This is a genomic window from Mesorhizobium sp. CNPSo 4688, assembly GCF_057784295.1.
Window position 1 is genome coordinate 286,317 of record NZ_JBWLUY010000003.1, and the last position, 25,967, is coordinate 312,283.

Consider the following 25,967-nt stretch of genomic DNA (forward strand, 5'->3'; position numbering starts at 1 on the left):
GAAACATCGCGCGCAATCACTGATAGCGGCCAGGAATGTCGCGTCAGGCCTGCGGCCGGGCTTCCGTCGGGATGACGGCCGGCGGCAGGATTTCCGGCTCCAGCGGCTTTTGCTCGGGAACCTTGAGCAGCATCTTCAACAGCCGCGCAATCGTTGAGCGCAGTTCCAGCCGCGACACCACCATATCGACCATGCCGTGCTCCATCAGATATTCGGAGCGCTGGAAACCGTCCGGCAGTTTTTCCCGGATGGTCTGCTCGATCACGCGTGGGCCGGCAAAGCCGATAAGCGCGCCGGGCTCGGCGATGTGGACGTCGCCCAGCATGGCATAGGAGGCGGTGACGCCGCCGGTGGTCGGATTGGTCAAGACGACGATGTAGGGCAGGCCGGCTTCCTTCAGCCGATCGAGGCCGACCGTGGTGCGCGGCAATTGCATAAGGGACAGGATGCCCTCCTGCATGCGCGCGCCGCCGGAGGCGGCGAACAGGATCAGCGGCCGCTTGCGCTGCAGGGCGACCTCGAAAGCATGCACGATGGCGTCACCGGCGGCCATGCCGAGCGAGCCGCCCATGAAGGCGAAATCCTGCACCGTCACCACCACCGGCAAGCCTTCGACCGTGCCCAGCGCGTTGATGATGGCGTCTTCCAGGCCGGTCTTGGCCTTGGCGTCCTTGAGGCGGTCGGTGTAGCGCTTCTCGTCGCGGAACTTGAGCGGGTCCTGCATGACCTTGGGGTTCTCAAGCTGCTCGTACTTGCCGTCATCGAAGAAGAACTTCAGCCGCTCCTTGGCCGAGATCTTCATGTGATGGCCGGAGGACGGGATGACGAACTGGTTGGATTCCAGGTCCTTGTGGAACACCATCTCGCCGGTCTCGGGATCCTTGATCCAGAGATTCTCTGGCATGTCGGTGCGCCGGCCGAGCATCGAATTGATCCTCGGGCGAACGTAATTGGTGATCCAGTTCATCGCTTCGGCTCCTGTCCTGACGAAGAGTTGGCTAAAAAGGTAGGAGAACTATTCGGCAGCAGCAAGGCGGGCCGAACGCACGCCTTGCGACAGGCCGCTGACCAAAGTGGCGACGGCCTCGGCCGGGTCGGCGGTCTTTTCGCCCTTCGGCCCCAGCACATTGGCCACCGCATTGACGATCGCGGTGCCGACGACGACGCCATCGGCATTAGCGCCGATGATGCGCGCCTGCTCGGCCGTCTTGACGCCGAAGCCGACACAGACAGGCAGGTCGGTGTGCCCCTTGATGCGCTTGACCGCGGCGGCGACCTTGCCGGTATCGGCCAGAGCCGAGCCGGTGATACCGGTCATCGACACGTAATAGACGAAGCCCGACGTGTTCTGCAGCACTTTTGGCAAGCGCTTGTCGTCCGTGGTCGGCGTCGCCAGGCGGATGAAGTTGATGCCGGCCTTCAACGCCGGAATGCAAAGCTCCTCGTCCATCTCCGGTGGCAGGTCGACGACGATCAGCCCGTCAATGCCGCTGGCGATCGCATCCCTGAGAAAACGGTCGACGCCGTAGATGTAGATTGGGTTGTAATAGCCCATCAGCACGATCGGCGTCTCATTGTCGCCAGAGCGGAAGTCCGCCGCCATCTGCAGCGTCTTGACCAGCGTCTGGCCGCCTTTCAGCGCTCGCAGGCCGGCTGCCTGGATCGCCGGACCGTCGGCCATCGGATCGGAAAACGGCATGCCCATTTCGATGACGTCGGCGCCGGCCTTCGGCAGCGCCTTCATGATCGACAAAGCGGTGTCATAGTCCGGGTCGCCGCTCATGAAATAGGTGACGAGCGCCGGGCGGCCCTCGGCTTTCAGTTTTGCCATGCGGCGGTCGATGCGGGTCACCATGATCAGATCTCCATGCCCAGCATCGAGGCCACCGTGTGCACGTCCTTGTCACCACGTCCCGACAGGTTGACGATGACAATCTGGTCCTTGTCCATGGCGGGCACGATCTTCACCGCATGGGCGATGGCGTGGGCGGATTCCAGCGCCGGGATGATGCCTTCGACGCGCGTCGTCAGCTTGAAGGCTTCCAGCGCCTCGTCATCCAGGATCGGCACATAGTCGACGCGGCCGGAATCGCGCAGCCAGGAGTGCTCGGGGCCGACGCCGGGATAGTCGAGCCCGGCCGAGATCGAATGGCCGTCCAGGATCTGGCCGTCGGCATTCTGCAAGAGATAGGTGCGGTTGCCGTGCAGCACGCCGGGCGCGCCGGCGTTCATCGAGGCGCAATGCTCGATGCCGTCGAGGCCGCGGCCGCCGGCTTCGATGCCGATGATGCGGACTTCCTTGTCGTCGAGGAAGGGATGGAACAGGCCGATGGCGTTCGAACCGCCGCCGACGGCGGCAATGATGGTGTCCGGCAGCCGGCCTTCCTGCTCGAGGATCTGGGCGCGGGCCTCGGTGCCGATCACCGACTGGAAGTCGCGCACCAGCTCGGGATAGGGATGCGGGCCGGCGGCGGTACCGATCAGGTAATAGGTATCCTCGACATTGGTCACCCAGTCGCGCAACGCCTCGTTCATGGCGTCCTTCAGCGTGCCGTGGCCGGCGGTGACCGGCCGCACTTCGGCGCCGAGCAGCTTCATGCGGAACACATTGGGGCTTTGGCGGGCGACGTCGGTGGCGCCCATATAGACCACGCAGGGAAAGCCGAAGCGCGCCGCGACCGTGGCTGCCGCCACGCCGTGCTGGCCGGCGCCGGTCTCGGCGATGATGCGCTTCTTGCCCATGCGCTTGGCCAAAAGGATCTGGCCGAGGCAGTTGTTGATCTTGTGCGAACCGGTGTGGTTCAGATCCTCGCGCTTGAAATAGACCTTTGCGCCGCCCCCGAGGCCCTTCGCCGAGGAAACCTCACGAAGATGTTTTGTGAGCCCTTCGGCGAAATAGAGTTTCGAGGGCCGCCCGGCATAATGGGTCGACAGATCGGTCAGCTCAGCCTTGAAGTCCGGATCGTTCTTGACCTCGTTCCAGTGCCGCTCGAGGTCGAGGATCAGCGGCATCAGCGTCTCGGCGACGAAGCGGCCGCCGAAAATGCCGAACATGCCCTGCTCGTCGGGTCCGGTGCGGAAGGAATTGGGTGTCGCCGGCTGGTCCATCGCCGATCTCCTGGTTCGAAAGAATTGTTCAGGCGGCGCGGTCGTCGCGCGCGGTCCTGACTGCCCGGAAAAACTGCTCGATCAGCGCCGGATCCTTGACACCCGGAGCGCTTTCCACGCCCGACGAAATGTCTATTGCGGGCGGATTGGCTGACCTCAGTGCGTCGCCGATATTGGCGGCGTTGAGCCCACCGGAAAGCATGTAATCGAGCCCGGCGTCAAGGCCGGCCAGAATACGCCAGTCGAAGGCGACGCCATTGCCGCCCGGCAGTTGCGAGCCTTTCGGCGGCTTGGCGTCGAACATGAACCGATCGGCAATGCCGATGAACGGCTTTATCCGATCGAGATCGGCGGCCTCGCTGACCGAGAACACCTTCACCACCGGCAGGCCGTAGCGGGCTTTCACCTCGGCTACTCGCGCAGGCGTTTCCGCGCCGTGCAGCTGCAGCATGTCGGGGCGCATCTTGTCGACGATCTCGTCCAGGAAGGCGTCGTCTGCATCGACCGTCACGGCGACCGCCTTGGCCTTGCCGATCGCCGCCTGGCGCAGGCGACCGGCTTGCGCAGGCTCGACATAGCGCGGGCTCTTGGCGAAGAAGATGAAGCCGACATGGCTGGCACCGCCGGCCAATGCCGCGGCCATTGCCTCATCGGTCTTCAACCCGCAGATCTTGATGTCGAGCGCCATGGCGCGGGGATTGGCACGAAAAGCCGCAAGAGTCGAGAAAAAGCATGCTGTTTGCCGACAACGCCAAAGGCGCTACCTATTGAAGGAGAAGCCAAGGCGGGAGCAGATGATATGGCCGACCAGAGCATAGCCGAACTCAGGCAGAAGATTGCCCAGGCGCGCGATGTCATCGCGCATCTGATAGACAAAGCTGCCTTCGACGGCGCGGAAGCGCACCGGGCGCTGGATTATTTCGGCAGCGATGCGTTCGAGCAGAACTTCCTGCCATGGCCGCGCCACGGCGATGAAGGGTTGCGGCCGGAGGAGCTTAACGCGGCGAATGACGATTAGCGCCGACGGCGGGAAGCTATGACCGGCTACCTCTATATGACGCAAGCCAGAAGCGCGGCACGATCTATATCGGCGTCACCAACGATCTTGGCCGTCGCATGCCGGAGCACAGATCTGGACAGGGCGCGGGCTTCACCAGCCGCTACGGCGTACAACGGCTGGTCTGGTACGAGGAATTCTTCGACATTACGGACGCTATCCAGCGCGAGAAGTCGCTGAAGCGCTGGCCGCGACAGTGGAAGATCGAATTGATCGAAAAGGCCAATCCCGAGTGGTTTGAGCTCTTTCGTGGAACTGGGTGGTAGGCACTCGGTTTCTTGCACCGCCGGAGCACTGCACCACCATCACGGCATGGATCGAAGCGAACGGCTCAGTCAAAAACAATCGCCTGCAGCGCGCCGCCGTTGCGCTTCAGCCAGTCCTTGCAGCGGTCGGTGTCGGGGCAGAGCTGCTCGCACAGTTTCCAGAATTTCGGGCCGTGGTTCATCTCCTTGAGATGTGCCACCTCATGCGCGACGAGGTAGTTTATGACCGGCGTCGGCGCCATCATGATGCGCCAGGAGAACGACAGATTGCCGTCGGAGGTGCAGGAGCCCCAGCGACTCGACGTGTCCTTGAAGCGGATCGCCTTGGCACGCTTGCCGAGCGCTTCGGTGTGCTTGACCACCAGCTTCTCGATCTCCTTTTTGGCCTCGCGCTTGAGGAAATCGGCGATGCGGCGCGGCAGATGTATACGCTCGCCATGCACGATCAGTAGCGGGCCGCGCTCGTCGCGCGACACGGTGACGGTGCCGCGCTTCGACGGCTCATGGACGATGCGATGCGCCACGCCGCGGATCGGGATCTTTATGCCGGGCCGCACCTGCGGCCGTGTCGGCACCTTGGCCAGCCGCTGTTCCAGCCAGTCCTGGTGGCGGTGCAGGAATTTCTCCACCTCGCCGCGGCGCAGACCCGGCGGCACGGTGATGCGCAGGCCCTGGCCGCCGGAATCGATGCGCAGCGTCAGCCGCCGTGCCCGGGCGCTCTCGACGATCCTGAGCGGCAGCGTGCGGCCGGCAACGATATGCTCTCGCTCTTCGACGGGCGAGGGCTTTGGTTTGGTCAGGTTGCGAAAGAAGCCGAAGGACATGGCTGAACGATACGCGATTCGAGGAAAACGGCCAGTAGAGCGAACGCAAAAAGAGAACAAAAAAGAAACGGCGCCGCTTGCGCGACGCCGTCTGTCATGCCGAGACCTGTCGCAGGATCTCAGTCGTCAAGCAGGTTTGGGCCCTTGCGCTTGGGGGTCGCGGGCTTGGTCGCTTCGGTCGTGCCCGTGGTCGTCGGTGCCGTCGACTTGTTGCGGTTGGCCATGAAGCGGTCGAACTCGTCCTGGTCCTTGGCGCGGCGCAATTCGCGGGCATATTCGTCGAACTCGCTCAGCATCTCGTCGAGCTTGCGGCGCTCTTCGGCGAGGCGCTCGAGTTCCTTCTCGCGCCAGTCGTCGAAAGCGACGTTGCCGGTGCGAGCCGAACCATGGCCCCAGCGCGCGGCCTTGTCGGAACCGCGGCGGCAGCCGGCGAAGATGCCGTCCGTGGCGCGGTTGACGTCGCGCTTGAAGCCGTCAAGCCGGTCGCCCCAGATGATGTAGGCGAGCATGGCGAAGCCAAGCGGCCAGAACACCATGAAGCCGATCACCATCAGCGCGATGGTCGCCGGCGTCCAGGCCGGGCGGATCAATGCGGATGTGTTCATTTTCTCCCATTCCTTCGGTTGGAGACAGCCAAGAACGGCTGCGTCGAATCGAGATGGGAAGGCAAAAACGGCGATTCAAGACAATGCCGGCCAAAACCGGACAAGGGTCTGAAATGATTATCGCTTTTTGAGTGCTTCGAGGAAAAGCACGACCAGTCCGGCGACCAGGCCCCAGAAGGCGGCGCCGACGCCGAACAAGGTCAACCCTGAAGCGGTGACCACGAAGGTGACCGTGGCGGCCATGCGATGGTCCTCGTCCTTGAGCGCGATCGACAGCGCATTGGCGAGCGAACCCATCAGCGCCAGGCCGGCCACCAGCACGATCAGGCTCTGTGGCAGCACCGCGAAGATCGCCACCAGCGAGGCGCCGAAAATCGCGAAGACAAGATAGGCGAGCGCATAGAACGGGCCGGTCTTCCAGCGTTCGGCCGGGTCGGGATGGACATCCGGGCCGGTGCAGATCGCCGCCGAAATCGCCGCCAGATTGGTGGTCGAGCCGCCAAACGGCGCCGACAGCAGCGAGAACAAGCCGGTGACGCCGATCAGCGGGCCGGGTTCGGGGTGATAGCCGGCGGCGCGCAGCACAGCCAACCCCGACAGGTTTTGCGAGGCCATGGTGACGAGGTAGAGTGGCAGCGCCAGGCCGATGATGGCCGCGGCGCTGAAATGCGGCGCAATCAGCGTCAGCGTCGACAGTTCCGGCGCCGGCAGGCCACCGACACGACCGGTGAGGAAGGCGGCAGTGCCGCCGCCGATCAGCACCGCCAGCACCGAGAGCGCCGGGTTGAACAGGCGAATGACGAAGAAGGCCGCGATCAGCGGCAGGATAAGCCAGGGGTCCACGGGAATGGTCTTGACGGCATTGAGTGCGAAGGTGACGACGATGCCGGCCAGCATGCCTGAGGCGACAGAGGCTGGTATTTTGGCGATCAGTTGGGTCAGGGGCTTGAACAGGCCGGTGGCGATCAACAGGATGCCGGTGACAATGAAGGCGCCAACGGCATCGGCCATGGTAAAGCCGCTCGACGCCGCCATCAGCGCCAGACCCGGTGTCGACCAGGCGGTGATAACAGGCATCTTCGTGCGCCAGGACAGCCATAGGCACTCGATCGCCATCGCCAGGCACAGCGCCGTCACCCAACTCGCCGTCTCGGCCTGGGTGGCGCCAACCGCCTTGGCGGCGGCAATGACGACGGCCAGAGTGCCGCCGAAGCCGACGATTGCCGCGACAAAGGCGGATATCGGAATGGAAATGCGCATTCTTGCCTAACCCGCCCGCTGGACCATGTCGCCCACGGCTCTCAGCAGCATGTCGAGGTCCTGCGGCCGTGACAGGCGGTGGTCGCCATCGGGGATGAGCGACAAAGTGACGTCGTCGGCCGGCAGCAGGGAGACCAGCTTCAGCGCGTGGCTTGCCGGCACGTCGGCATCGGCCAGACCCTGCAGGATGTGGACAGGGCAATGGGTGTCGATCGGCCCGGTCATCACCCGGTTGTTGCGACCGTCCTCGATCAGCGCGCGTGTGTAGATGTAAGGTTCGGCGGAATAGTCCGACGGCTCCTCGAAGAAACCCTTCTTCTTGAGGTCGCGTTTTTGCGCTGCAGTCAGCGCCGGCTCGACCAGCTCGTTGGTGAAATCCGGCGCCGGCGCAAGGAGCACCAAGCCAACGATCGTGCTGTCACCCGCCTTGCGCAGCTCCTGCACCATGCGCAACGCAATCCAGGCACCCATCGAGGAGCCGACCAAGATCTGCTTGCCCTTGGTGAAACGCCGGAAGACGGCGAGGCTCTCGCCGAGCCATTTCGAGATGGTGCCGTCGGCAAAGGCGCCGCCGGATTCGCCATGGCCGGAATAGTCATGACGCAGGAAAGCTCGGCCTTCGCCGGCTGCCCAATCAGACAGCGTCTCGGCCTTCGTACCAAGCATGTCGGATTTGTAGCCGCCGAGCCAGACAATGCCGGGCGTCGCGCCCGCCTCATGGCGCACCGCGATGCTGATTCCCTGGACATCCAGCAGGGTCGGGGTGGTCGCGGTCATGGCGATCTGTCAGTCCTGATTTTCCTCGCCGGTCTTTTGGCACAGGCAAAGGCGAAGCGGAAAGTGCCCCGCTATATCCTTTGTTTGGTGCAGGCCCGCGTTCAGGGTGATTTTCCGTTAGCGCTGTGCTATTGACTCCGCCCGCGCGCTCACCACATTGGCGCGTCCTGAATATTTCTAGATTTGAAACCCTGAACGAAACGGCCAAGGAGACCACGACCATTCGCAGACCTTTCAAAGCAGCGGCGCCCACCAAGGATGGCCCGCGCTCCAACCGTGATATCCGGGTTCCCCGGGTCCAGCTCATCGACGCCGAAGGCCAGAACCGAGGCGATGTCTCCATCAACGACGCATTGCTGCTCGCCGAAGAGGCCGGGCTCGATCTGGTCGAGATATCGCCCAATGCGGTGCCGCCCGTCGTAAAAATCCTCGATCTCGGCAAACTGAAATACGCCAACCAGAAGAAGGCGGCCGAGGCGCGCAAGAACCAGAAGGTCATCGAGATCAAGGAGATCAAGATGCGCCCGAATATCGACAGCCATGACTACGAGACCAAGATGAAGGCCGTGCGGCGCTTCTTCGAGGAAGGCGACAAGGTCAAGCTGACGCTGCGCTTCCGCGGCCGCGAAATGGCGCATATGGAACTCGGCATGCAGCTCCTGAACAAGGTGCGCGAGGAAGTGTCGACCATCGCCAAGGTCGAAGCTGAGCCGAAGCTCGAAGGTCGCCAGATGATGATGGTGCTGGCGCCGCGCTAGAATCTCTTTGTTTTGAAGCAATTCCGGGCGGAAAGCCGTCTCACAGTTTTCCTGGAATTGCTTTGGATGACGTTCTGTTCAGGCGTGGCGTCGCGCTCTAAATCCGCCTGAATCATGGCCCACGGCGTCCCGGCGATCGGCGGGACGCCTGTTTTCTTGGCAGACGCCGCGATCGCCGGCAAAGCTTTTCCACGATCGGATTCCCGGCATGGCCAATGAAATCAATCCTGCGCCCGTCAAGGAGCTGGGCGGCTACCAACACATGCGCAGGATGGTTCTTGCCGTGCTGGTGGTGGTGCTGTTTGCCGCACTGCTGTTCGGCCAGTCGACTTTTCCGCCGGACACCACAGTGCACGAGACGATCGAGATGTTCGGCGTGCTGTTGATCTTCCTCGGCGTTGTCGGCCGCTTGTGGTCGACACTTTATATCGGCGGCCGCAAATCCTCCGAAGTGGTGACCGGCGGGCCCTATTCGATCACCCGCAACCCGCTCTATGTGTTTTCGACTGTCGCGGCAGCCGGCGTCGGAGCGCAGATCGGCTCGTTCTCCGGCATCATCCTGTTTGCGCTTTTGTGCGCCGGCGCCTTCCACATCGTCATCCTGCGCGAAGAGAAATATCTCAAGCAAGTGCTCGGCGCCCCTTACCAGGCCTATCTGGAGCGGGTGCCGCGCTTCTTTCCCAAACTGTCGCTCTACCAGGAAGGCGATACCGGCAGCTTCAAGCCGCGGCTTTTGCTGACCACCTTGCTGGACGGGCTGGTGTTTCTGGTGGCGCTGCCAGTGTTCGAGACCATCGACGGCGCTCAACAGTCGGGTATATTGCCGGTGCTGTTCCGACTGCCCTAGGTAGGCTGATATTCAGGTGAGGCCGGCCTGCAAACGGCTGATACCTGCGCTTCCGGTGCTCACGTACTTAAGTACGCTCCGCCCCGGTTCTCGGCATCAGTCGTTTTCGACTCGGCCTGACCCGAATCTCAACCCACCTATCCGACCTCAAGCCTGCGCCATGAATCACGGACAGAGCGTCGCAGCCCTTCGGGTGTTGCGCGCGCGCCTGCTTTGACGTATAGGACCGCGTTCCAAAAAACCGCCCGGCAGGGCATGCCGTGGCGGTTTCATTTGCTTTTCGGGCTTTTGGTCCGCCCGAAGCGAACAAGAAGCGCGATTGTGCGCCACCAATACGGAGTAGCAAAATGCCCAAGATGAAGACCAAATCGGCCGCCAAGAAGCGGTTCAAGATCACAGGTACGGGTAAAGTTCTGTCGGCTGCGGCCGGCAAGCGTCACGGCATGATCAAGCGTTCCAACAAGTTCATTCGAAATGCCCGCGGCACGATGGTTCTGGCTGAACCGGACGGCAAGAAGGTCATCAAGAATTTTCTGCCGAACGGCCTCTGAGCATTCGGTCGGAACAGCGTTTTTAAGGAGATCATGACATGGCACGCGTAAAAAGAGGCGTCACCTCGCACGCCAAGCACAAGAAGGTCCTGAAAGCCGCGAAAGGCTTCTACGGCCGCCGCAAGAACACCATCCGCATCGCCAAGCAGGCGGTGGAAAAGTCGCTGCAGTACGCTTACCGCGACCGCAAGAACCGCAAGCGCTCGTTCCGCGCGCTGTGGATCCAGCGCATCAACGCCGCGACCCACGAGCATGGCCTGACCTATGGCCGCTTCATCGACGGCCTCAACAAGGCCGGCATCGAGATCGATCGCAAGATCCTGTCCGACATGGCCATCCACGAGCCGCAGGCATTCGCCGCGCTGGTCGCCAAGGCCAAGGTCGCGCTCGAATATTTGAAGAACACCACGCCGAATGCTTTTGAAAGCGCTGTCGCCTAAGACCAGCGCTTCCCAAGCATTTGCAATTCTGATCTGGGGAACCCGCGCTGGCACGGCTGGCGCGGGTTTTTCTTATGCCTGAACCTTCACCTTGAAAGTGATTTTCACTTTAAGGCTGACTTCCAACGTAGCGAGTTTGACCGTGAACGACGTAACTACTGGTTTGGAAACTCTCGAAAGCTCCCTGATGGCCGACATCGCTTCGGCCGGCGACGAGGCGTCGATCGAAGCGGTGCGCGTTGCAGCCCTCGGCAAAAAGGGCTCGGTCTCCGAAATGCTGAAGACGCTGGGCGCGATGAGCGCCGAGGAGCGCCAGGTCAATGGCCCGGCGATCAACGGGCTGAAGAACCGCGTCACCGAGGCGCTGACGGCGCGCAAGGCCGAGCTGAAGGATGTGGCGGTCACTGCCAGGCTCGCCGCCGAGACGGTCGACGTGACACTGCCGGTGCGGCAGTCGCCGGCCGAGCGCGGCCGCATCCATCCGATCAGCCAGGTCATCGACGAGATCGCGGCGATCTTCGGCGATCTCGGCTTCGCCATTGCCGAAGGTCCCGATGTCGAGAGCGACTATTACAATTTCACCGCGCTGAATTTCCCCGAAGGGCATCCGGCGCGCGAGATGCATGACACCTTCTTCTTCCAGCCGGACGAGAAGGGCGAGCGCAAGCTGTTGCGCACCCATACCTCGCCCGTGCAGATCCGCACCATGGAGAAGCAGAAGCCGCCGATCCGCATCGTCATTCCGGGCAAGACCTACCGGCAGGATTCGGACGCCACCCACTCGCCGATGTTCCATCAGGTCGAGGGGCTGGTGATCGACAAGACGGCCAATGTCGCCAACATGAAGTGGGTCCTGGAAGAGTTCTGCAAGGCGTTCTTCGAGGTGCCGCAGGTGAAGATGCGCTTCCGGCCGTCCTTCTTCCCGTTCACCGAGCCAAGCCTCGAGGTCGACATCCAGTGCGACCGCTCGCGGCCGGGCGAAGTGCGCTTCGGCGAAGGCACCGACTGGATGGAGATCCTCGGCTGCGGCATGGTACATCCCAATGTGCTGCGCGCCGGCGGGCTCGATCCCGACGAGTATCAGGGCTTTGCCTGGGGCATGGGCATCGACCGCATCGCCATGCTGAAATACGGCCTGCCGGATTTGCGCGCCTTCTTCGATGCCGATGTGCGCTGGCTGTCGCATTACGGCTTCAGACCGCTCGACATGCCGACGCTGTTCGGAGGCCTCTCCGCATGACGGCGCCGCACACCGGCGGCTGCCGCTGCGGCGCGGTGCGGTTCGAGGCCTCGGCCGAACCGCACCACATCAGCTATTGCCATTGCGGCGATTGCCGGCGGGCCAGCGGCGCACCGGTGTCGGCCTTTGTCGGCTTTCTGACCGAGCAGGTGGCTTTCACCGGCAAGGCGCTGAAGATGTACGAGAACGGGCCGGTGACGCGCTCATTCTGCGGCATTTGCGGCTCGCCGATCGCCTATGTCGACGAGCGGCTGGAAGATCACATTTATTTCATGCTCGGGTCGATGGACATGCCGGCCTATTTCAAACCGACGCACCATGCCCATGTGCGCGAGCAGCTGCCTTTCCTGCATATGCCCGACGATTTGCCGCGCCATTTGAAGACAAGCGTGCCCAGACCTGACGGGCACAGACAAAACGGAACACAGTGATGAAACTCACCCTATCCTGGCTCAAGGATCATCTGGAGACCGACGCCACGCTTAGCGAAATCGTTGAGCGGCTGACCTCGATCGGTCTCGAAGTCGAGCATGTCGACGACAAGGCCAGCTTGAAGCCGTTCGTCATTGCCAGGGTGCTGACCGCTGTGCAGCATCCCGACGCCGACCGGCTGCGGGTGCTGACGGTCGATACCGGCGACGGCAAGGCCCCTGTGCAGGTGGTGTGCGGCGCGCCGAATGCGCGGGCCGGCCTGATCGGCGCTTTCGCTACGCCCGGCACCTATGTGCCCGGCATCGATGTGACACTGACGGTTGGCAAGATCCGTGGCGTCGAAAGCCATGGCATGATGTGCTCGGAGCGCGAGCTGGAGCTGTCGGATGAGCATAATGGCATCATCGACCTGCCGGCCGATGCGCCGGTCGGCACAAGCTTCGCGGCTTACGCGCATCTCGACGATCCGGTGATCGAAATCAATCTGACGCCGAACCGGCCGGATGCGACAAGCATTTACGGCGTCGCCCGCGATCTGGCGGCAAGCGGGCTTGGCCGGCTCAAGACCGCGCCGGTCGAGGCGATCAAGGGCAAAGGCGAGACGCCGGTCAAGGTGAAGATCGAGGCGCCGGAGCTCTGCCCCGGCTTCGCGCTGCGGCTGGTGCGTGGCGTCAAGAACGGGCCGTCGCCGAAATGGCTGCAGCAAAGGCTGATCGCCATTGGCCTCAGGCCCATCAGCGCGCTGGTCGACATCACCAATTACGTCACCTTCGACCGCGGCCGGCCACTGCATGTGTTCGATGCGAAAAAGGTCACCGGCAATCTCGTCGTGCGCCGCGCCAAAGACGGCGAAAAGGTAATGGCACTGGACGGACGCGAATACACGCTGACGCCTGACATGTGCGCCATCGCCGACGATAATGGCGTCGAATCGATCGCCGGCGTCATGGGCGGCGAGCATTCCGGCTGCGATGAAAACACCACCGACGTGCTGATCGAATCCGCACTTTGGGACCCGATCACCACGGCGCGCACCGGCCGCACGCTCGGAATCATCACCGATGCGCGCTACCGCTTCGAGCGCGGCGTCGACCCGGAATTCATGGTGCCGGGCGTCGAGCTGGCGACCAAGCTGGTGCTGGAATTCTGCGGCGGCGAGCCGACGGAAACCGAGGTCGTCGGCTACGCCGGACACAAACCGAAGATCATTGCCTTCCCGCTGTCGGAAGTGAAGCGGCTGACCGGCATCGAGGTGCCGAAGGCGGAAAGCCTCGACATCCTTTCGCGCCTCGGCTTCAAGCCGCAGGGTTCGGGCGAGGTCGTCGATGTCGCGGTGCCGTCCTGGCGCCCGGATGTCGATGGCAAAGCCGATTTGGTCGAGGAAGTCATGCGCATCCACGGCGTCGACAACATCGCGCCGCAGCCGCTTGGCGCGCATGATGCGGTTAACTCCAAGATCCTGACGACGCTGCAGGTGCGCACCCGCACCGCCAAGCGCTCGCTCGCCGTGCGCGGCATGATGGAAGCCGTCACCTGGTCGTTCATCCCTGCCAGGCACGCCGAACTGTTCGGCGGCGGCCAGACGGCGCTGAAGCTCGCCAACCCGATCGCCGCCGACATGTCCGACATGCGGCCGTCGCTGCTGCCGGGGCTGATGTCGGCCGCCCAGCGCAATGCCGACAAGGGCATTGGCGATGTGGCGCTGTTCGAGGTCTCCGGCACCTATGAGGGCGACGGCCCCGACCAGCAGCGGCGCGTTGCCGCCGGCGTGCGGCGCGGCACGGCCAAGCTCGACGGCTCCGGCCGCAGCTGGGCCGGCAATTCCGGCCCTGTCGGCGTGTTCGACGCCAAGGCCGACGCGATTGCGGCGCTTGAAGCCTGCGGCGCGCCGGTCGACCGGCTGCAGATCGAGCCCGGCGGCCCGGCCTGGTATCACCCGGGCCGCTCCGGCACGATTAAGCTCGGACCGAAGACCGTGCTCGGCACGTTCGGCGAATTCCACCCGAAGACGCTGGAGGCGCTCGACGTTTCCGGGCCGATCTGCGGCTTCGAGGTCTATATCGACGCCGTGCCCGAGCCCAAGGCCAAGCCGACGAAAACCAAGCCGAAGCTGGAGCTCTCCGCCTTCCAGGCGGTGAAGCGCGACTTTGCCTTCGTCGTCGACAAGACGGTCGAGGCCGGCACGCTGGTCCGTGCGGCACTCGCCGCCGACAAGAAGCTGGTCACCGGCGTCTCGGTGTTCGACGTCTTCGAAGGCGCATCGCTCGGCGCCGCCAAGAAGTCGATCGCCATCGAAGTCTCGATCCAGCCGGTCGAAAAGACGCTGACCGACGAGGATTTCGAAGCGCTGGCCAAGCGCATCGTCGACAATGTCGGCAAGCAGACGGGCGGCGTGCTGAGGACGTAGAGCAGCTGACGCCGCTCTACGCATTTGCCTTTTGAGGATTGCCGAGCAATGGCGAATCGCCCTCCAAAGGGCGATGAGCCATCTGCGCTATTCCGGGCTTTCGTTTGAAACGCAACGGGCCGCGTTCCTCGCTATCGTCTCGGCCGACCCGCTGGTCCGCGACGCGCTGGCGCGGGCTCGTGCGCTTGCATTGCCGGACTGGCTGGTGGTGTCCGGCGCGCTCTACAACAGCGTCTGGAACCATCTGACCGGCAGGCCATCGGGTTACGGCATCAAAGACGTCGACCTCTTCTACTTCGATGACAGCGACCTGTCTTACGAGGCTGAGGACGTCGTCATTCGCCGGGCGGCGCAGCATTTCAAAGGGCTGGCGCTGCCGGTCGAGGTGCGCAACCAGGCGCGGGTGCATCTGTGGTATCCGCAGAAATTCGGCCAGCCCTGCCCGCGCTATACGAGTTCCGGCGAATCCGTCAGCCATTTTGCCTCGAAGACGCATGCGGTCGGGGTTCGATACGATGCTGATGGGCAGTTCGAGCTGGTGGCGCCGTTTGGGCTGGATGACGTCTTCTCGTTTCGCATCACGCCGAACCGGGTGATGGACAATCAGCAGACGCATGAGGCCAAGGGGGCGCGGGCGAAGGCGTGCTGGCCGGAGATTGAGGTGGTGGCATGGTGAGACTTTACCCTCCCCCTTGTGGGGGTAAGCAGCCGGTTCGCCGCAGGCGAATTCATCGTGCCAGTGGCACGATGAAAGGCCAGCGAACGCCGGGACGCTGCGAAGCAGCGGGGACCCGGCCGGGCTGGCCAATTATCAGCCCGGCCCTTCGCTGGCTCAGGGCGTTCGAAGCTCGAAAAGCCAAGCAATTGGCTTCTCGTCCGCTGCGCGGACCGCTTCTCACCCCCACAAGGGGGAGGGTGAAGGCCCTCACCCATTCACGAGCGTCAGCAACTCCTCGGTGTAGCGCTTGCCGACCACCTTGTCCGGCGACAGCGCATCGCCAATCGCTGCCACCTCAGCCGCACTCAGCTCGATCCCGGCTGCCGCCGTGTTCTGCTCCAGATGGTGGATCTTTCGCGCGCCGGGGATCGGGACGATGAAATCGCCCTGGTGCAGCACCCAGGCCAGCGCCAGTTGCGCCGAGGTGACGCCTTTTTCCGCCGCCAGCCTTTCCAGCGTGGCGATGACCTTGGCGTTGGCGGCCATGGCGTCGGCCTGGAAGCGCGGCAAGGTGCGGCGCCAGTCGTCGTCGCTCAAGGCTTCGGGCTTGGCGATTGTGCCGGTGAGCAGGCCACGGCCGAGCGGGCTGTAGGGGACGAAGCCGATGCCGAGTTCGCGGCAGACATCGAACACCTCGTCTTCCGGATCACGGCTCCACAGCGAATATTCGCTCTGGACGGCAGCGATCGGATGCACGGCATGCGCCCGGCGGATGGTGGCGGCACTGACCTCCGACAGGCCCAGCGCCCGCACCTTGCCCTCGCGCACCAGTTCGGCCATGGCGCCGACCGTGTCCTCGATCGGCACGTTGGGGTCGACACGGTGCTGGTAGTAGAGGTCGATGACATCGGTATCGAGCCGCTTCAGCGAGGCCTCGGCGACCGCCTTGACGTGCTCGGGGCGGCTGTCGACGCCGACCATGCGCTCGATGCCTGAGCCTTCCTCGGAGATCTTGAAGCCGAATTTGGTGGCGATCGTCACCTTGTCGCGTACCGGCTTCAGCGCCTTGCCGAGCAGGATCTCGTTCTCATAGGGGCCGTAGACTTCGGCCGTGTCGAAGAAGGTGACGCCGATGTCGACGGCGCGGCGCAGCGTGGCGATTGCGTCGGCCTCTGCTTGACCGCCATAGGCGAAGCTCATGCCCATGCAGCCGAGGCCAACGGGATAGACCTTCAATTCTGCTCCTAGCTTGCGGGTTTGCATTACGTGTCTCCTTGTTGCGATGCGACTGAGGTAATGGCTTGAACCACGTTCGATAATCGTCTCTTATTCGTACGGGCTGTTCCAAGAGATAGATCAATGAACCGCGCTCATCTTTCGCAACTGGCGGTGCTGGCCACTGTCGCCCAATGCGGCAGCTTTCGCGGCGCCGCCAGGGAACTGGCCATAGCTCCCTCGGCCGTGAGCCATGCTGTGTCCAGCCTGGAGGCGCGGCTCGGCGTACGGCTCTTGGCGCGCAGCACGCGCAGCGTCGCGCCGACCGAGGCAGGGGCGCACTTGCTGGAGCGGCTACGGCCCGCACTGTCGGAGATCGATCTGGCGCTGGAAACCGCAGTCGAGGCGCGCGACCGGCCGGCCGGCAATCTGCGGCTGACCGTGCCGCGCACGGCCGCGCACCTGACGCTGACGCCCAGACTCGGCGCCTTTGCATCGGCCTATCCCGACATCGTGCTGGAGATCGTCATCGAGGACCGCTTTACCGATGTGGTCGAGGGTGGCTTCGACGCCGGCGTGCGGCTCGGCGAGAGCCTGGAACGCGACATGATCGCGGTGCGCATCGGGCCGGACCTTCGCGGTGCCGTCGTCGGTGCACCGTCCTATTTCGAAAAAATGCCGAAGCCGCGTCACCCGCGCGAGCTGGCCGACCACCGCTGCATCCGCTTCCGCTTCTCCAGCGGTATCCTCTACCGCTGGGAATTCGAGAAGGACGGCGAGGCGATCGAGATCGCCGCACAAGGACCGCTGATCCTCGACGAGGACCATCTGATCGCCCAGGCGGCCATCGACGGCGCCGGGCTCGCTTTCGTCTTCGATGATTATGTACGCGCGCCGCTCGCCGACGGCCGGCTGATCCGCGTGCTGGAAGACTGGTGCCCGCCTTTCGACGGCTTCTTCGTCTACTATCCCAGTCGCAGGCAAATGCGCCCGGCGCTGCGGGCGTTTGTGGATTTCTTCAAGGTGGGTGGGTAAGGGCGAGCAGGAGCGAAATGGTCGCTTCAGCACGGGACTGCTGACGGCGGCGCTGCCCCTCACCTGCCTGCCGGCATCCTCTCCCCGTAAACGGGGCGAGGGACGCTCTCATCGACGCTTTCGCCAATCACCAACGTGGCAGGAAGAGCGCCGCTGGCGGTACTGCTACTTTCTTCCCCGTTTACGGGGAGAAATGCCCGGCAGGGCAATGAGGGGCAGCGCTGTCGTCTGGAAGAAAGCGCTATTTGGAAGCGTTTTCTTATCATGCAAGCATCAATCACCAACTCTCCAACGCGCTACGGCTGGGTGGCCATCATCCTCCATTGGCTGATCGGCATCATCTTCATCGGCCAGTTCATACTCGGCTTTGTCATGGTGCGGATCGACAGCCAGCGGACCGCCTTCGAGCTCATCCAGCTGCACAAATCCTTCGGCTTTCTGCTGCTCGGCCTCATCATCCTGCGCATCGCCTGGCGGCTCGGCAATGTGACGCCGGCTTTGCCGGCCTCGACCGGGGCGCTGGAGCGTCGCACCGCGCCGCTGGCGCATCTGGCGCTTTATGCCTTCCAGCTCGCTTTGCCTTTGTCCGGCTGGGCGCTGGTTTCGGTGTCGATGCTGGAGATCCCCAGCATGCCGTTCAACCTGTTCGTGATGCCGAACCTGCCGCTCGGCCTGTCCGACACGGCGGAAAACTTCTGGGCAGCCGCACACTGGTATCTCGCCTATGCCGGCATTGCGCTGGTCGTGCTGCATGCGCTGGCGGCGCTGCGCCATCATCTCTGGCTGCGCGACAACGTGCTCACGCGCATGATCACGCCTTCGTCAGCGCCCGACATGGAATAGAGCGCGCCGCGTATTCGTTCATGGAGGAAAAGACGCAGGACTTTGCCTGCCCCAGAAGGACAAAACCCATGTATGCGCGCATCTTCGGATTGGCGGCTATGGCCGCTTGCCTTGCCATGCCTGTCTTGGCCGCGGTCGACCTTAACGACGCAGCCGGCAGCTATACGGTCAACCCGGCCAGCTCCAGCATCCGCTTTTCCATCGGCAAGGTCGGCGGCGGCGGGCTCAACGGCGCCTTCGGCCGGTTCAAGGGCTCGATCCGTATCGACAACAGCGATGTCGGGCGTTCGCAGGTCAATTTCACCATCTATCCCGAAAGCGTCGGTACAGGGCAGGGCCGCATCGATGCCTTCCTGCGCTCCGACGCGGTGTTCGATGCCGCCAACAATCCCGAAATCCAGTTCCGCTCGACCAGCGTCACCCGCACCAGCGACACCACGGCGCTGGTCAGCGGCCGGCTGACGGCGCGCGGCAAGACGTTTGCGGAAAAGTTCATCGCCGAGCTCGGCGGGCTGAAGGGCGGCACGATCAAATTTCACGTCACCGGCAAGGTGCTGCGCTCACGCTACGGCATGGATGTCGGCACGCCGATCTATTCCAACATCGTCGACTTCGACATGACGTTGACGGGGAAGAAGGGCTAGCAAGGACTAGCGCTCCGCGCATTGGCTTTTCTCCCGATTTCGGGCAAACCTCCCCACCTGTAAATCGATAGGAGAAGCCTGATGTTCCGATGGGGTGTTTTGTCGACGGCCAAGATCGGCCGCGAGCAGTTACTGCCGGCAATTGTCGAGGCAGAGAATGGCGTGCTGTCGGCGATCGCCAGCCGCGACCTGTCGAAGGCCAAGGCCTTGGGCGAGCGTTTTGGCGCCCGCCACGCTTTCGGCTCCTATGAGGAACTGCTGGCTTCCAAAGAGGTCGACGGCGTCTACATTCCGCTGCCGACCTCGCAGCATGTGGAATGGACGGCCAAGGCGATCGAGGCAGGAAAACATGTGCTGGTGGAAAAGCCGCTGGCTCTTGACGCCAAGGATATCCTGCCGCTGATCAAGCTGCGCGACCAGAAGAAGGTGCTGGTCTGCGAAGCGTTCATGGTGATCTACCACCCGCAATGGATCAAGGTGCGCGAGCTCATCGCCAGCGGCGCCATCGGCCGGCTGCGCCATGTGCAGGGCGCGTTCTCCTATTACAATATCGACCCCACCAACATGCGCAACCAGCTCGATCTCGGCGGCGGCGCGCTGCCCGACATCGGCGTCTACCCGACGGTGTCGACACGGTTTTGCACAGACAAGGAGCCGCTGCGCGTGCAGGCGACAATCGAGCGCGACAAGAAATTCGGCACCGACATCTATTCCTCGATCCGCGCCGATTTCGGCGATTTCGAACTGTCCTTCTATCTGTCGACACAGATGGCGGCGCGGCAGGTGATGGTGTTCCACGGCGAGAAGGGTTTCATCGAGGTGTTTTCGCCGTTCAATGCCGGGCTCTACGACCATCACCGCATCGAACTGCACAACCAGAACCACACCGAGGCGCAGGTGTTCCGCTTTCCCGGCACGCAGCAATACCGGCGCGAGGTCGAGACCTTTGCCAGGGCGGCCGAGGGCGGCAAGGAGCGCGTGTTCACGCTGGAGGAATCCGTGCTCAACCAAAAGGTCATCGACGCCATCTTCCGCGCCGGCGGCAAGGAAGGCTGGGAGGCCGTCTGATCACGGGGCCGGAGCCGCGCCCGGTACTTTCAGCGTCGACGATCGGGGGGTCATGTCCATCTCTCCTGTTGGTCTCGGAATTCGGTCCGGCGCGCCGCTCATTTGCTGGCGACAACCATGCGGTTGCCTTCGCTGTCGCGGAACTCGGCGACAGTGCGACCCGGCTGCCAGGGCGCCTCCTGCGGCTCGGTGATGATTTCGACGCCGCGCGCCTTCAGCCTGGTGACCGTCGCCTCGACATTGTCGTCGACCAGAACCATTACGGGCTGAGCGCCCGGCGCATCATCGGCGCGCCTGATGAAATGCAAATTGGTGACGGCGAAGGGGAATGCCAGTTCGATCCAGCGCCAGCCGCTGTCGCCCATGGGCTGATCAGCTATGAGCTGGCAAGCAAGGTGTTCGGTGTAGAAGGCCTTGGCGCGGTCCTGGTCGATGACAGGCAACTCGGCAAACTGGATGTGCATGATGGGTCTCTCCTGCTCCTCGATGGCTGCCGCGCAGCCGTCCACGGGGGAAAGACGACATGGACGATCGAAAAGATTCGCTGCGGCGGAGAATCTTTTCGACACCACGAAACGTCTTCTCCCTGCAGACTTGAAAAACAGGAGACGACAATGGGCTACAATCTCATCCGCTACGGCGTGAAGGATGAAAGCATCGCCGAGAACCGTATGCTGGTTGCAAAGGTGTTCGAGGCGCTTGCCGAAACCAGGCCGCAATCCGTGCGCTACCTCGTCCTGGAACTGGAGAATGGCGAGTTCGTCCATCTTGTCAGCCAGGACGGCGACGGCCTGACCGGGCTCGCCGCCTTCAAGGCCTTCAGCGCCGATCATGCCGGGCGGCGTTCGACGCCGCTTGCCCGATCGCCGGCAAGGATCGTCGGCAACTATCGCATGCTGGCCGGCGAGGACGTGCCGGCCTGATTGCCAAGACCGGCATTTTGGGAATGGACAGGATGAACACAGCAAAACTCGACCGCGTGGCCCTGGAGGCGATGCTTGGCTCCTTGCGGCCGAAGCTGCACCGCTACTGCGCCCGCATGGCCGGCTCGGTGATCGATGGCGAGGACATCGTCCAGGAGACACTGATCAAGGCGCTGCAGGCCATTGACGGTGGCGCGTCTGTCGAGCGTCCCGAGCAATGGCTGTTTCGCATCGCCCACAATGCCGCGCAGGATCATCTGCGCCGGCGCCAGCGGGAGCAGTCGCGCATGAGCGAGACCGACATGACGACGATCGAAGACCCCTCCGCCAGCGCCGATGTCAGGCTCGCCACCGCTGCCAGCCTGCGTAGCTTCATGCAGCTTGCGACGGCGCAGCGCAGCGCCGTGATCCTCGTCGACGTGCTTGGCCTCAGCCTGCACGAGACCTGCGAGGTGTCCGGCGCGACGCTGGCGGCGACCAAGGCGGCGCTGCATCGCGGACGGGCGCAGCTACGGCTGTTGGCGGCGCAGGACGAACAGACGCCCGCCCCAAAACTCGACGTCGACGACGAGCGGCGCTTGCGCCGTTATGTCGACCTGTTCAACGCGCGAGACTTCGACGCCGTACGCGCGTTGATCGCCGAGGACATCCAGCTCGAAGTCGTCAACCGCACCCGCATGCGCGGCAAGGCGCAGGTTTCCAACTATTTCGGCAATTACGACCGCGTCAGCGACTGGGCGCTTTCGCTGGGCTTCGTCGACGGCAGGCCGGCGATCCTGATCCGCAACCCGCAAGCGGGAGATGACGCCGTGCGTGGCTTCATGCTGGTCGACTGGCACGACGGAAAGGTCAGCCATATCCGAGATTTCCGCTATGCGCCCTATTGCCTCGCCGACGCGGACATCCGCTTCGTCGACGAATAAGTACCACCAGCTGATGAGCGACGGCCTCAGGCGAAGCTTTGCAAATTGGCGTCCTGCAGTTTGGAGCCGGCAAGCAGGGCCTCAAGCACCTGCTTCTTGAGCGACAGGCACTGCGAACGGGCAAGCTTTGCGATGGCCGAGACCTCGGCCACCTCACAGGCAAGGACGAGCTCCTTTTGCTGGCCAATGATCACTTGCGTGAAGTCGCGCGATTTGAAGCCGAGATGGAGGACACGCTCCGACTGGTCCAGGATCTGGTCGAGCAGGCGCGCCAGCCGCAGATTGCCCGAGAGCTCGGCCAGCGCAAGGCGAAAGGCGCGGTCGGCGGCGAGGAAGGCGACTTGGCTGCGCAGCGTCTCGGGCTTCAGCACCTTTTGCGCCGCCAGCCTGATGTCGTCGAGCCCACGCTCGGTGATGTTGGCGGCCGCCACCCGGAACACTTCCGGCTCGATCAGGCTGCGGACATCGAAAATCTCGTTGACGTCGCGCAGGCTGAGCGGTGCGATGACGTAGCCGCGCCTGGGCTCGCTTTTGATCAGCCCTTCCTGGGTCAGCCGGGCAAGGGCCGAGCGGATCGTCGCCTTCCTGATCTGGTAGCGATCGCCGATCTGCTTTTCGGTCAGGCTTTCGCCGGGGCGCAGCACGCAGGCGACGATATCGCTCTTCAGCTGCTCGTAGGCCTCCTCGCTGCGCAATATGTCGGCGGTCGAGGGTGACGCGGCTGCGGATTTCGGGGCGATCATGTCAGGTTTTCCTAGGCAGTTGACGCTGGTTCCGGCATTCGCTAGGCTGAGCATCTCAGTTATGAGTATTAAGCTTCTTAAGAGGGATAACTGACAATGTCTTTGGCCGCCGACTCGCCTCTCTACGCCGTAACCGCCGATATCGTCAACGCCGCCAAAGGGCCTGATCCGTTCGAACGCGTCAGGGCGGTTTTGCGCGAACACACCGACCGCTTTCATGCATCGGGCGTGCTCGCCCATGAAGAGGAAGACGATGAGGTGCTGCTGCATGCCAGCCCTGACTTGACGATCTACCACATCACGCTGTCGCCTGGCCTGCAGTATCCCGCGCACAACCACCTGATGGATGCGCTGATCGGCATCTACAAGGGCAGCGAGACCAACTTCATCTACCCCGTCGACGGCAGCGAGATCGATACCCCCGAACGGCAGGACATCGCGGCCCCCGCCGTGGTGCACATGACCCCTGATACTGTGCATGCGGTCGCCAACACCGGCAGCGCCCGCTCCGGCGCACTGCATGTCTATCTCGGCGATCTGACGGAGATTGACCGCCATATGTGGAGCCCGGACAGCAACCAGGCCGAGCCGTTCGACAATGAGCGGTATCTGGCAGGGGCGCGGCCGATTGGGTAGACAACGTTGAAGAATTGCTAATTATCCCTTTTCGCCGGTTCCGGTGAAATATTTCGATGTCTGCTGCATATTTCAAGCAAAACTCGAAGCCAAATACTCTTTCTCTATTCCTGACTGTAGATTTTTTTTACTTAAGTGTTAACTATACATTGTTGCGCCATTTGGTGATCGCAATTTAGGCAAGAAATACACCTCGCCATCCCGCCAACAAATCGTAGTCAGACTATTGTAAATCTACTACAAAACGGTATCGTTCGGCATATCCATTAGCACTGGGGGGTGTATTTTGGTTGAGATGCGCGCGCGAGCGCCACGCCGTTTTGTCAAAGGTCAAATAGCCGTCGACATTGCCCTCGCTTTCGCGTTTGGCGTTGTTTTCCTTTGTATAATGCTCAGTTTTGCTGTGTTTTTTCCAAACCCGGAACCATTCCAAGCAAGGGTCTTCATTACAACGCTCGCTTTAGCCGCTGGCGGCGTTGGCGCAATGCTCCCTGGATCCATCGAGGTTCAGTTTAAGGGCGTGCTCCGCGCAGGAGGGGCGTTGGCGCTAATGGCCTTGGTATATTCTCAAGAACCGGCGATCACTCGCTCCGCTGTGACCCTCATTGAACCTAGCGCGGACGCCAAACCGCTCGCGCTTTCATTTGTCGCCGATATCGACAATGGAGATGTAGCTGGGTCCTGGGCTGAAATGGATCAGGAAGTGATCGGTAAGTCACCTGCTGATTTTGAAAACTGGAAAACAGTCTACGAGAACTTTCGAAAGCCACTTGGTGCCGTAGATTCACGTGTCTTGATGGGAACGAACCGGGCTGAATCACCGCCGGGATTCCCAGTAGGTCTGTACCGATCCTATCTTTTCAGAACCAGATTCCATGCTGATTCACAGTGCCGTGGCGAGCAAGTCGTCTTGCGCGCGACCCAAAACAAGACGTGGACAGTCACCAGCTATCAAATCAGCCCAACGATTATACCGTGCCAGTAGGTGTGTTATGAGCCGGATTTTAGCGCTTGCAACGATCGTTGTAATGTTCGTGCTACCCGCTCGAAGCGAAACGCTCCCGATTGATCCGGTGGCGCAGGAAAGCCCAGTCTGGTGCTGGATCGCTGTGACGGAAATGCTGATGAAGCACTATGACGTTCCGAACGCGAATGGCGGCGGCGACTATCAGTGTGGGATTGTAGGTACAATTGCATTTGGTACACGTGCGCAGATGTGCGTGTCGAATTGCGCTCTTTGTCAGGTACCCGCCGGCAGCGCCCGAACACTGGTTGAAGCAATTGAAGCATACCCTAAGCGCGTTAGAGCGCTCCTTGGGTTGAATGCGGACGACGTTTCCGCAACCCATCGAGCCCGTGCCTTGACGGAAGACGAAGTGGTTGAGGAGATAGACGATGGAAACCCGATGATTGCTGGCATATCGCCGTCTGGAGGCAGTCTTGGCGTCTCTCAGCACGTTGCCCTTATTGTAGGCTATGATGACGATGGCGCGACCTTGATCGTAAACGATCCTTTTCCGTTTGACCAATCTCATAATCCCTACCTCGCGGCCGGAGCGAACGAGTTGGAGCCTGGCCAGTATGAAATCAGCAGGACGACTTACAAAAGTGCTCTCCACTGGAGACAGACGATACTCGTTAAGAGTTCGGCGCCCGAAGAAGACACGCAGTCCCCTCCCCATTTTTGCTGTACCGCCGCAGGGCGTCTCGGACCTTACCCAAATGATGGGACCACTCCGTCTGGGGGCGCTTGCTTCGGCACAAACGCATTCGGAATGACCTTTCAAGGTACCGCTTGCTTCTGAGGCTCGTCGTGCCAGCAGCGCGGCTGGAAGAACCTGCCCTCTATGCCGACCTCAACGGGAATTTCAGCCGGGACTACCATGCCATTATGGAGGACGGGACCGACACCGCCGCCGAAAACGTCTTCACCCGGCGCGACGGCACCATCCGGCATTTCTGGGGTGCGGAGCTTGGTTTCGAGTCGGCCGATCCGGGCAAGGACCCGACAACCGAGCCGGACCTGATGATGCTATGGAACGTCCTGGACTGAACGCAGGAAGGCCGCGGGACCGACTGGTACCCGAAGATCACCTAATAAACGGTCACATCTACTAAAGGGCCAGGGCTCTGCGCTATGTGAAGGCGCGGCCCGGCCGTTGGAAGGAACTGAATATACCGTCGCGGGGTTATTGTGACGGGAGGAGTTTGAATGATTTCCGTCCGATATATCGTTGCCGACGTCGACGAGGCGGTCGAATTCTATCGAGACAATCTGGATTTCAAGGTCGACAAGCACAATCCGGGCAAGTTCGCCGCGCTGTTGCGCGACGAATTCACGCTCTATCTCAGCGCCCCAGGCGCGGGAAGCGGTGGTCAGGCGGGCGGCGATCCGAGGCCTGGCGGGTGGAACCGATTCATGATCGTTACGAACGAGCTCGACGTTCTGATTGAGCGGTTGCGTCGGGCTCATGCACGATTCCGCGGCGATATAAGCGATGGCGGAGCCGGCCGCGCCATCTTGCTCGAAGATCCGTCGAGCAATGTCATCGAGTTGTTCGAATTCAAGAAGGATTGAAGCTGCATGCGCGGCTGACCCTCCGATTGGCAGGACTTGGGTTGGGTAGAATTCTCCACGACACGGAGAATGGCCGATGTCCCGCGCGGCGCCCCGATTTCTACGGCGCGTCGGTTCTTTGCCGGATAG

The 25,967-nt window shown here is 62.4% G+C and carries 30 protein-coding genes and 2 pseudogenes; 21 read left to right on the top strand and 11 right to left on the bottom strand.

What is annotated here, in order from left to right; genetic code table 11:
* Positions 1–43 precede the first annotated feature (43 nt).
* Genes accD through AC04SH_RS07005 form a run of 4 tightly spaced genes read right to left on the bottom strand, consistent with a single transcriptional unit; the run spans position 44 to position 3,796 of the window.
* Positions 44–967 carry an acetyl-CoA carboxylase, carboxyltransferase subunit beta gene (gene accD, locus AC04SH_RS06990; RefSeq protein WP_488574463.1) on the bottom strand — a complete coding sequence of 308 codons (924 nt, stop codon included), beginning with the start codon at positions 965–967 and terminating at the stop codon, positions 44–46.
* Between the two features lie 48 nt (positions 968–1,015).
* Positions 1,016–1,855, bottom strand: a complete 840-nt coding sequence (gene trpA / locus AC04SH_RS06995) for a tryptophan synthase subunit alpha (protein ID WP_488574464.1) — start codon at positions 1,853–1,855, stop codon at positions 1,016–1,018.
* Positions 1,856–1,857: 2 nt separating this feature from the next.
* Positions 1,858–3,108, bottom strand: a complete 1,251-nt coding sequence (gene trpB, locus AC04SH_RS07000) for a tryptophan synthase subunit beta (protein WP_488574465.1) — start codon at positions 3,106–3,108, stop codon at positions 1,858–1,860.
* A 28-nt stretch (positions 3,109–3,136) separates the two neighbouring features.
* Positions 3,137–3,796: a phosphoribosylanthranilate isomerase gene (locus tag AC04SH_RS07005; RefSeq protein ID WP_477232168.1), complete on the bottom strand. Its 660-nt coding sequence runs from the start codon at positions 3,794–3,796 to the stop codon at positions 3,137–3,139.
* Between AC04SH_RS07005 and AC04SH_RS07010 the strand changes: the two genes are divergently transcribed.
* Positions 3,719–4,126 (top strand): hypothetical protein, encoded by a 408-nt coding sequence (locus tag AC04SH_RS07010; protein WP_488574639.1) that lies wholly within the window; start codon positions 3,719–3,721, stop codon positions 4,124–4,126. The genes AC04SH_RS07005 and AC04SH_RS07010 overlap by 78 nt on opposite strands.
* Positions 4,127–4,144: 18 nt before the next feature.
* Positions 4,145–4,431: pseudogene (locus tag AC04SH_RS07015) on the top strand (GIY-YIG nuclease family protein).
* Between the two features lie 65 nt (positions 4,432–4,496).
* On the opposite strand, the gene AC04SH_RS07020 reads toward AC04SH_RS07015, so the two are convergent.
* The 4 genes from AC04SH_RS07020 to AC04SH_RS07035 form a co-directional block, all read right to left on the bottom strand.
* Positions 4,497–5,255, bottom strand: a complete 759-nt coding sequence (locus tag AC04SH_RS07020) for a M48 family metallopeptidase (RefSeq protein WP_488574466.1) — start codon at positions 5,253–5,255, stop codon at positions 4,497–4,499.
* A 119-nt stretch (positions 5,256–5,374) separates the two neighbouring features.
* Positions 5,375–5,860, bottom strand: a complete 486-nt coding sequence (locus tag AC04SH_RS07025) for a DUF2852 domain-containing protein (RefSeq protein WP_488574467.1) — start codon at positions 5,858–5,860, stop codon at positions 5,375–5,377.
* A 117-nt stretch (positions 5,861–5,977) separates the two neighbouring features.
* On the bottom strand, positions 5,978–7,120 hold the full coding sequence (locus AC04SH_RS07030) for a benzoate/H(+) symporter BenE family transporter (RefSeq protein WP_488574468.1): 1,143 nt from the start codon (positions 7,118–7,120) through the stop codon (positions 5,978–5,980).
* A 6-nt stretch (positions 7,121–7,126) separates the two neighbouring features.
* Entirely contained in the window at positions 7,127–7,897 is a 771-nt protein-coding gene (locus tag AC04SH_RS07035) for an alpha/beta hydrolase (protein ID WP_488574469.1), read from the bottom strand.
* 221 nt (positions 7,898–8,118) lie between these two features.
* Here AC04SH_RS07035 and infC point away from each other — a divergent pair, with 221 nt between their 5' ends.
* The 8 genes from infC to AC04SH_RS07075 all read left to right on the top strand — a co-directional run bounded on the left by infC (position 8,119) and on the right by AC04SH_RS07075 (position 15,248).
* A complete protein-coding gene (gene infC, locus AC04SH_RS07040; protein ID WP_112559872.1) occupies positions 8,119–8,655 on the top strand; it encodes a translation initiation factor IF-3 in 537 nt (178 codons plus the stop codon).
* A gap of 208 nt (positions 8,656–8,863) precedes the next feature.
* On the top strand, positions 8,864–9,502 hold the full coding sequence (locus AC04SH_RS07045; RefSeq protein WP_488574470.1) for a methyltransferase family protein: 639 nt from the start codon (positions 8,864–8,866) through the stop codon (positions 9,500–9,502).
* Positions 9,503–9,849: 347 nt separating this feature from the next.
* Positions 9,850–10,053, top strand: a complete 204-nt coding sequence (rpmI, locus tag AC04SH_RS07050) for a 50S ribosomal protein L35 (RefSeq protein WP_006201248.1) — start codon at positions 9,850–9,852, stop codon at positions 10,051–10,053.
* Between the two features lie 38 nt (positions 10,054–10,091).
* Positions 10,092–10,493, top strand: a complete 402-nt coding sequence (gene rplT, locus AC04SH_RS07055; protein ID WP_006201247.1) for a 50S ribosomal protein L20 — start codon at positions 10,092–10,094, stop codon at positions 10,491–10,493.
* A gap of 187 nt (positions 10,494–10,680) precedes the next feature.
* Positions 10,681–11,733 (top strand): phenylalanine--tRNA ligase subunit alpha, encoded by a 1,053-nt coding sequence (gene pheS / locus AC04SH_RS07060; protein WP_488574471.1) that lies wholly within the window; start codon positions 10,681–10,683, stop codon positions 11,731–11,733.
* Complete coding sequence (locus tag AC04SH_RS07065) at positions 11,730–12,164, top strand: GFA family protein (protein WP_488574472.1); 435 nt, start codon at positions 11,730–11,732, stop codon at positions 12,162–12,164. Before pheS ends, AC04SH_RS07065 begins: the two co-directional genes overlap by 4 nt.
* Positions 12,164–14,572 carry a phenylalanine--tRNA ligase subunit beta gene (gene pheT, locus AC04SH_RS07070; protein ID WP_488574473.1) on the top strand — a complete coding sequence of 803 codons (2,409 nt, stop codon included), beginning with the start codon at positions 12,164–12,166 and terminating at the stop codon, positions 14,570–14,572. The genes AC04SH_RS07065 and pheT overlap by 1 nt, the downstream gene beginning before the upstream one ends.
* A 73-nt stretch (positions 14,573–14,645) precedes the next feature.
* Positions 14,646–15,248: a nucleotidyltransferase family protein gene (locus AC04SH_RS07075; protein WP_488574474.1), complete on the top strand. Its 603-nt coding sequence runs from the start codon at positions 14,646–14,648 to the stop codon at positions 15,246–15,248.
* 249 nt (positions 15,249–15,497) lie between these two features.
* On the opposite strand, the gene AC04SH_RS07080 is transcribed toward AC04SH_RS07075, so the two are convergent.
* Positions 15,498–16,493: an aldo/keto reductase gene (locus tag AC04SH_RS07080; RefSeq protein ID WP_488574475.1), complete on the bottom strand. Its 996-nt coding sequence runs from the start codon at positions 16,491–16,493 to the stop codon at positions 15,498–15,500.
* Positions 16,494–16,589: 96 nt separating this feature from the next.
* Here AC04SH_RS07080 and AC04SH_RS07085 point away from each other — a divergent pair, with 96 nt between their 5' ends.
* The 4 genes from AC04SH_RS07085 (at position 16,590) to AC04SH_RS07100 (ending at position 20,035) form a co-directional block, all read left to right on the top strand.
* The gene (locus AC04SH_RS07085; RefSeq protein ID WP_488574476.1) at positions 16,590–17,480 is read left to right on the top strand and encodes a LysR family transcriptional regulator; all 891 of its coding nucleotides are present in this window, start codon (positions 16,590–16,592) and stop codon (positions 17,478–17,480) included.
* 264 nt (positions 17,481–17,744) lie between these two features.
* On the top strand, positions 17,745–18,323 hold the full coding sequence (locus tag AC04SH_RS07090) for a cytochrome b (protein WP_488574477.1): 579 nt from the start codon (positions 17,745–17,747) through the stop codon (positions 18,321–18,323).
* Positions 18,324–18,391: 68 nt separating this feature from the next.
* Positions 18,392–18,967: a YceI family protein gene (locus tag AC04SH_RS07095; protein ID WP_488574478.1), complete on the top strand. Its 576-nt coding sequence runs from the start codon at positions 18,392–18,394 to the stop codon at positions 18,965–18,967.
* An 81-nt stretch (positions 18,968–19,048) separates the two neighbouring features.
* A complete protein-coding gene (locus AC04SH_RS07100) occupies positions 19,049–20,035 on the top strand; it encodes a Gfo/Idh/MocA family protein (protein WP_488574479.1) in 987 nt (328 codons plus the stop codon).
* Positions 20,036–20,133: 98 nt separating this feature from the next.
* On the opposite strand, the gene AC04SH_RS07105 is transcribed toward AC04SH_RS07100, so the two are convergent.
* Positions 20,134–20,499, bottom strand: coding sequence for a VOC family protein (locus AC04SH_RS07105; RefSeq protein WP_488574480.1), 366 nt, complete (start codon positions 20,497–20,499; stop codon positions 20,134–20,136).
* Positions 20,500–20,649: 150 nt separating this feature from the next.
* Between AC04SH_RS07105 and AC04SH_RS07110 the strand changes: the two genes are divergently transcribed.
* Both AC04SH_RS07110 and AC04SH_RS07115 read left to right on the top strand, forming a co-directional pair.
* A complete protein-coding gene (locus AC04SH_RS07110; protein ID WP_488574481.1) occupies positions 20,650–20,958 on the top strand; it encodes a hypothetical protein in 309 nt (102 codons plus the stop codon).
* A gap of 32 nt (positions 20,959–20,990) precedes the next feature.
* On the top strand, positions 20,991–21,881 hold the full coding sequence (locus AC04SH_RS07115) for a sigma-70 family RNA polymerase sigma factor (protein WP_488574482.1): 891 nt from the start codon (positions 20,991–20,993) through the stop codon (positions 21,879–21,881).
* A gap of 26 nt (positions 21,882–21,907) precedes the next feature.
* Here the strand turns inward: AC04SH_RS07115 and AC04SH_RS07120 are convergent, their stop codons facing one another.
* Positions 21,908–22,624, bottom strand: coding sequence for a GntR family transcriptional regulator (locus tag AC04SH_RS07120; RefSeq protein ID WP_488574483.1), 717 nt, complete (start codon positions 22,622–22,624; stop codon positions 21,908–21,910).
* A gap of 96 nt (positions 22,625–22,720) precedes the next feature.
* On the opposite strand from AC04SH_RS07120, the gene AC04SH_RS07125 reads away from it, so the two are divergent.
* From AC04SH_RS07125 to AC04SH_RS07145, 5 genes and pseudogenes are all read left to right on the top strand, one after another.
* Positions 22,721–23,260 (top strand): autotransporter, encoded by a 540-nt coding sequence (locus AC04SH_RS07125; protein ID WP_488574484.1) that lies wholly within the window; start codon positions 22,721–22,723, stop codon positions 23,258–23,260.
* 295 nt (positions 23,261–23,555) lie between these two features.
* Entirely contained in the window at positions 23,556–24,245 is a 690-nt protein-coding gene (locus AC04SH_RS07130; RefSeq protein ID WP_488574633.1) for a DUF4019 domain-containing protein, read from the top strand.
* A 43-nt stretch (positions 24,246–24,288) separates the two neighbouring features.
* Positions 24,289–25,065 (top strand): C39 family peptidase, encoded by a 777-nt coding sequence (locus AC04SH_RS07135; RefSeq protein WP_488574634.1) that lies wholly within the window; start codon positions 24,289–24,291, stop codon positions 25,063–25,065.
* A 12-nt stretch (positions 25,066–25,077) separates the two neighbouring features.
* A pseudogene (locus AC04SH_RS07140) lies at positions 25,078–25,313 on the top strand (DUF899 family protein); the annotation flags it as partial.
* A 159-nt stretch (positions 25,314–25,472) separates the two neighbouring features.
* Positions 25,473–25,838, top strand: a complete 366-nt coding sequence (locus tag AC04SH_RS07145) for a VOC family protein (RefSeq protein WP_488574485.1) — start codon at positions 25,473–25,475, stop codon at positions 25,836–25,838.
* Positions 25,839–25,967: the final 129 nt, after the last annotated feature.

Bases quoted from the DNA above. Each gene is read 5' to 3' on its own strand.
- AC04SH_RS07085 (WP_488574476.1), top strand. From the start codon at position 16,590: ATGAACCGCGCTCATCTTTCGCAACTGGCGGTGCTGGCCACTGTCGCC.
- AC04SH_RS07030 (WP_488574468.1), bottom strand. From the start codon at position 7,120: ATGCGCATTTCCATTCCGATATCCGCCTTTGTCGCGGCAATCGTCGGC.
- AC04SH_RS07075 (WP_488574474.1), top strand. From the start codon at position 14,646: ATGAGCCATCTGCGCTATTCCGGGCTTTCGTTTGAAACGCAACGGGCC.
- AC04SH_RS07080 (WP_488574475.1), bottom strand. From the start codon at position 16,493: ATGCAAACCCGCAAGCTAGGAGCAGAATTGAAGGTCTATCCCGTTGGC.
- trpA (WP_488574464.1), bottom strand. From the start codon at position 1,855: ATGGTGACCCGCATCGACCGCCGCATGGCAAAACTGAAAGCCGAGGGC.
- AC04SH_RS07125 (WP_488574484.1), top strand. From the start codon at position 22,721: ATGTCTTTGGCCGCCGACTCGCCTCTCTACGCCGTAACCGCCGATATC.
- AC04SH_RS07065 (WP_488574472.1), top strand. From the start codon at position 11,730: ATGACGGCGCCGCACACCGGCGGCTGCCGCTGCGGCGCGGTGCGGTTC.
- AC04SH_RS07035 (WP_488574469.1), bottom strand. From the start codon at position 7,897: ATGACCGCGACCACCCCGACCCTGCTGGATGTCCAGGGAATCAGCATC.
- AC04SH_RS07020 (WP_488574466.1), bottom strand. From the start codon at position 5,255: ATGTCCTTCGGCTTCTTTCGCAACCTGACCAAACCAAAGCCCTCGCCC.
- AC04SH_RS07130 (WP_488574633.1), top strand. From the start codon at position 23,556: ATGCGCGCGCGAGCGCCACGCCGTTTTGTCAAAGGTCAAATAGCCGTC.
- AC04SH_RS07025 (WP_488574467.1), bottom strand. From the start codon at position 5,860: ATGAACACATCCGCATTGATCCGCCCGGCCTGGACGCCGGCGACCATC.
- AC04SH_RS07045 (WP_488574470.1), top strand. From the start codon at position 8,864: ATGGCCAATGAAATCAATCCTGCGCCCGTCAAGGAGCTGGGCGGCTAC.
- AC04SH_RS07110 (WP_488574481.1), top strand. From the start codon at position 20,650: ATGGGCTACAATCTCATCCGCTACGGCGTGAAGGATGAAAGCATCGCC.
- accD (WP_488574463.1), bottom strand. From the start codon at position 967: ATGAACTGGATCACCAATTACGTTCGCCCGAGGATCAATTCGATGCTC.
- AC04SH_RS07010 (WP_488574639.1), top strand. From the start codon at position 3,719: ATGGCTGGCACCGCCGGCCAATGCCGCGGCCATTGCCTCATCGGTCTT.
- rplT (WP_006201247.1), top strand. From the start codon at position 10,092: ATGGCACGCGTAAAAAGAGGCGTCACCTCGCACGCCAAGCACAAGAAG.
- AC04SH_RS07095 (WP_488574478.1), top strand. From the start codon at position 18,392: ATGTATGCGCGCATCTTCGGATTGGCGGCTATGGCCGCTTGCCTTGCC.
- AC04SH_RS07090 (WP_488574477.1), top strand. From the start codon at position 17,745: ATGCAAGCATCAATCACCAACTCTCCAACGCGCTACGGCTGGGTGGCC.
- rpmI (WP_006201248.1), top strand. From the start codon at position 9,850: ATGCCCAAGATGAAGACCAAATCGGCCGCCAAGAAGCGGTTCAAGATC.
- AC04SH_RS07005 (WP_477232168.1), bottom strand. From the start codon at position 3,796: ATGGCGCTCGACATCAAGATCTGCGGGTTGAAGACCGATGAGGCAATG.
- trpB (WP_488574465.1), bottom strand. From the start codon at position 3,108: ATGGACCAGCCGGCGACACCCAATTCCTTCCGCACCGGACCCGACGAG.
- AC04SH_RS07120 (WP_488574483.1), bottom strand. From the start codon at position 22,624: ATGATCGCCCCGAAATCCGCAGCCGCGTCACCCTCGACCGCCGACATA.
- AC04SH_RS07145 (WP_488574485.1), top strand. From the start codon at position 25,473: ATGATTTCCGTCCGATATATCGTTGCCGACGTCGACGAGGCGGTCGAA.
- AC04SH_RS07135 (WP_488574634.1), top strand. From the start codon at position 24,289: ATGTTCGTGCTACCCGCTCGAAGCGAAACGCTCCCGATTGATCCGGTG.
- pheT (WP_488574473.1), top strand. From the start codon at position 12,164: ATGAAACTCACCCTATCCTGGCTCAAGGATCATCTGGAGACCGACGCC.
- AC04SH_RS07105 (WP_488574480.1), bottom strand. From the start codon at position 20,499: ATGCACATCCAGTTTGCCGAGTTGCCTGTCATCGACCAGGACCGCGCC.
- AC04SH_RS07100 (WP_488574479.1), top strand. From the start codon at position 19,049: ATGTTCCGATGGGGTGTTTTGTCGACGGCCAAGATCGGCCGCGAGCAG.
- AC04SH_RS07115 (WP_488574482.1), top strand. From the start codon at position 20,991: ATGAACACAGCAAAACTCGACCGCGTGGCCCTGGAGGCGATGCTTGGC.
- pheS (WP_488574471.1), top strand. From the start codon at position 10,681: ATGGCCGACATCGCTTCGGCCGGCGACGAGGCGTCGATCGAAGCGGTG.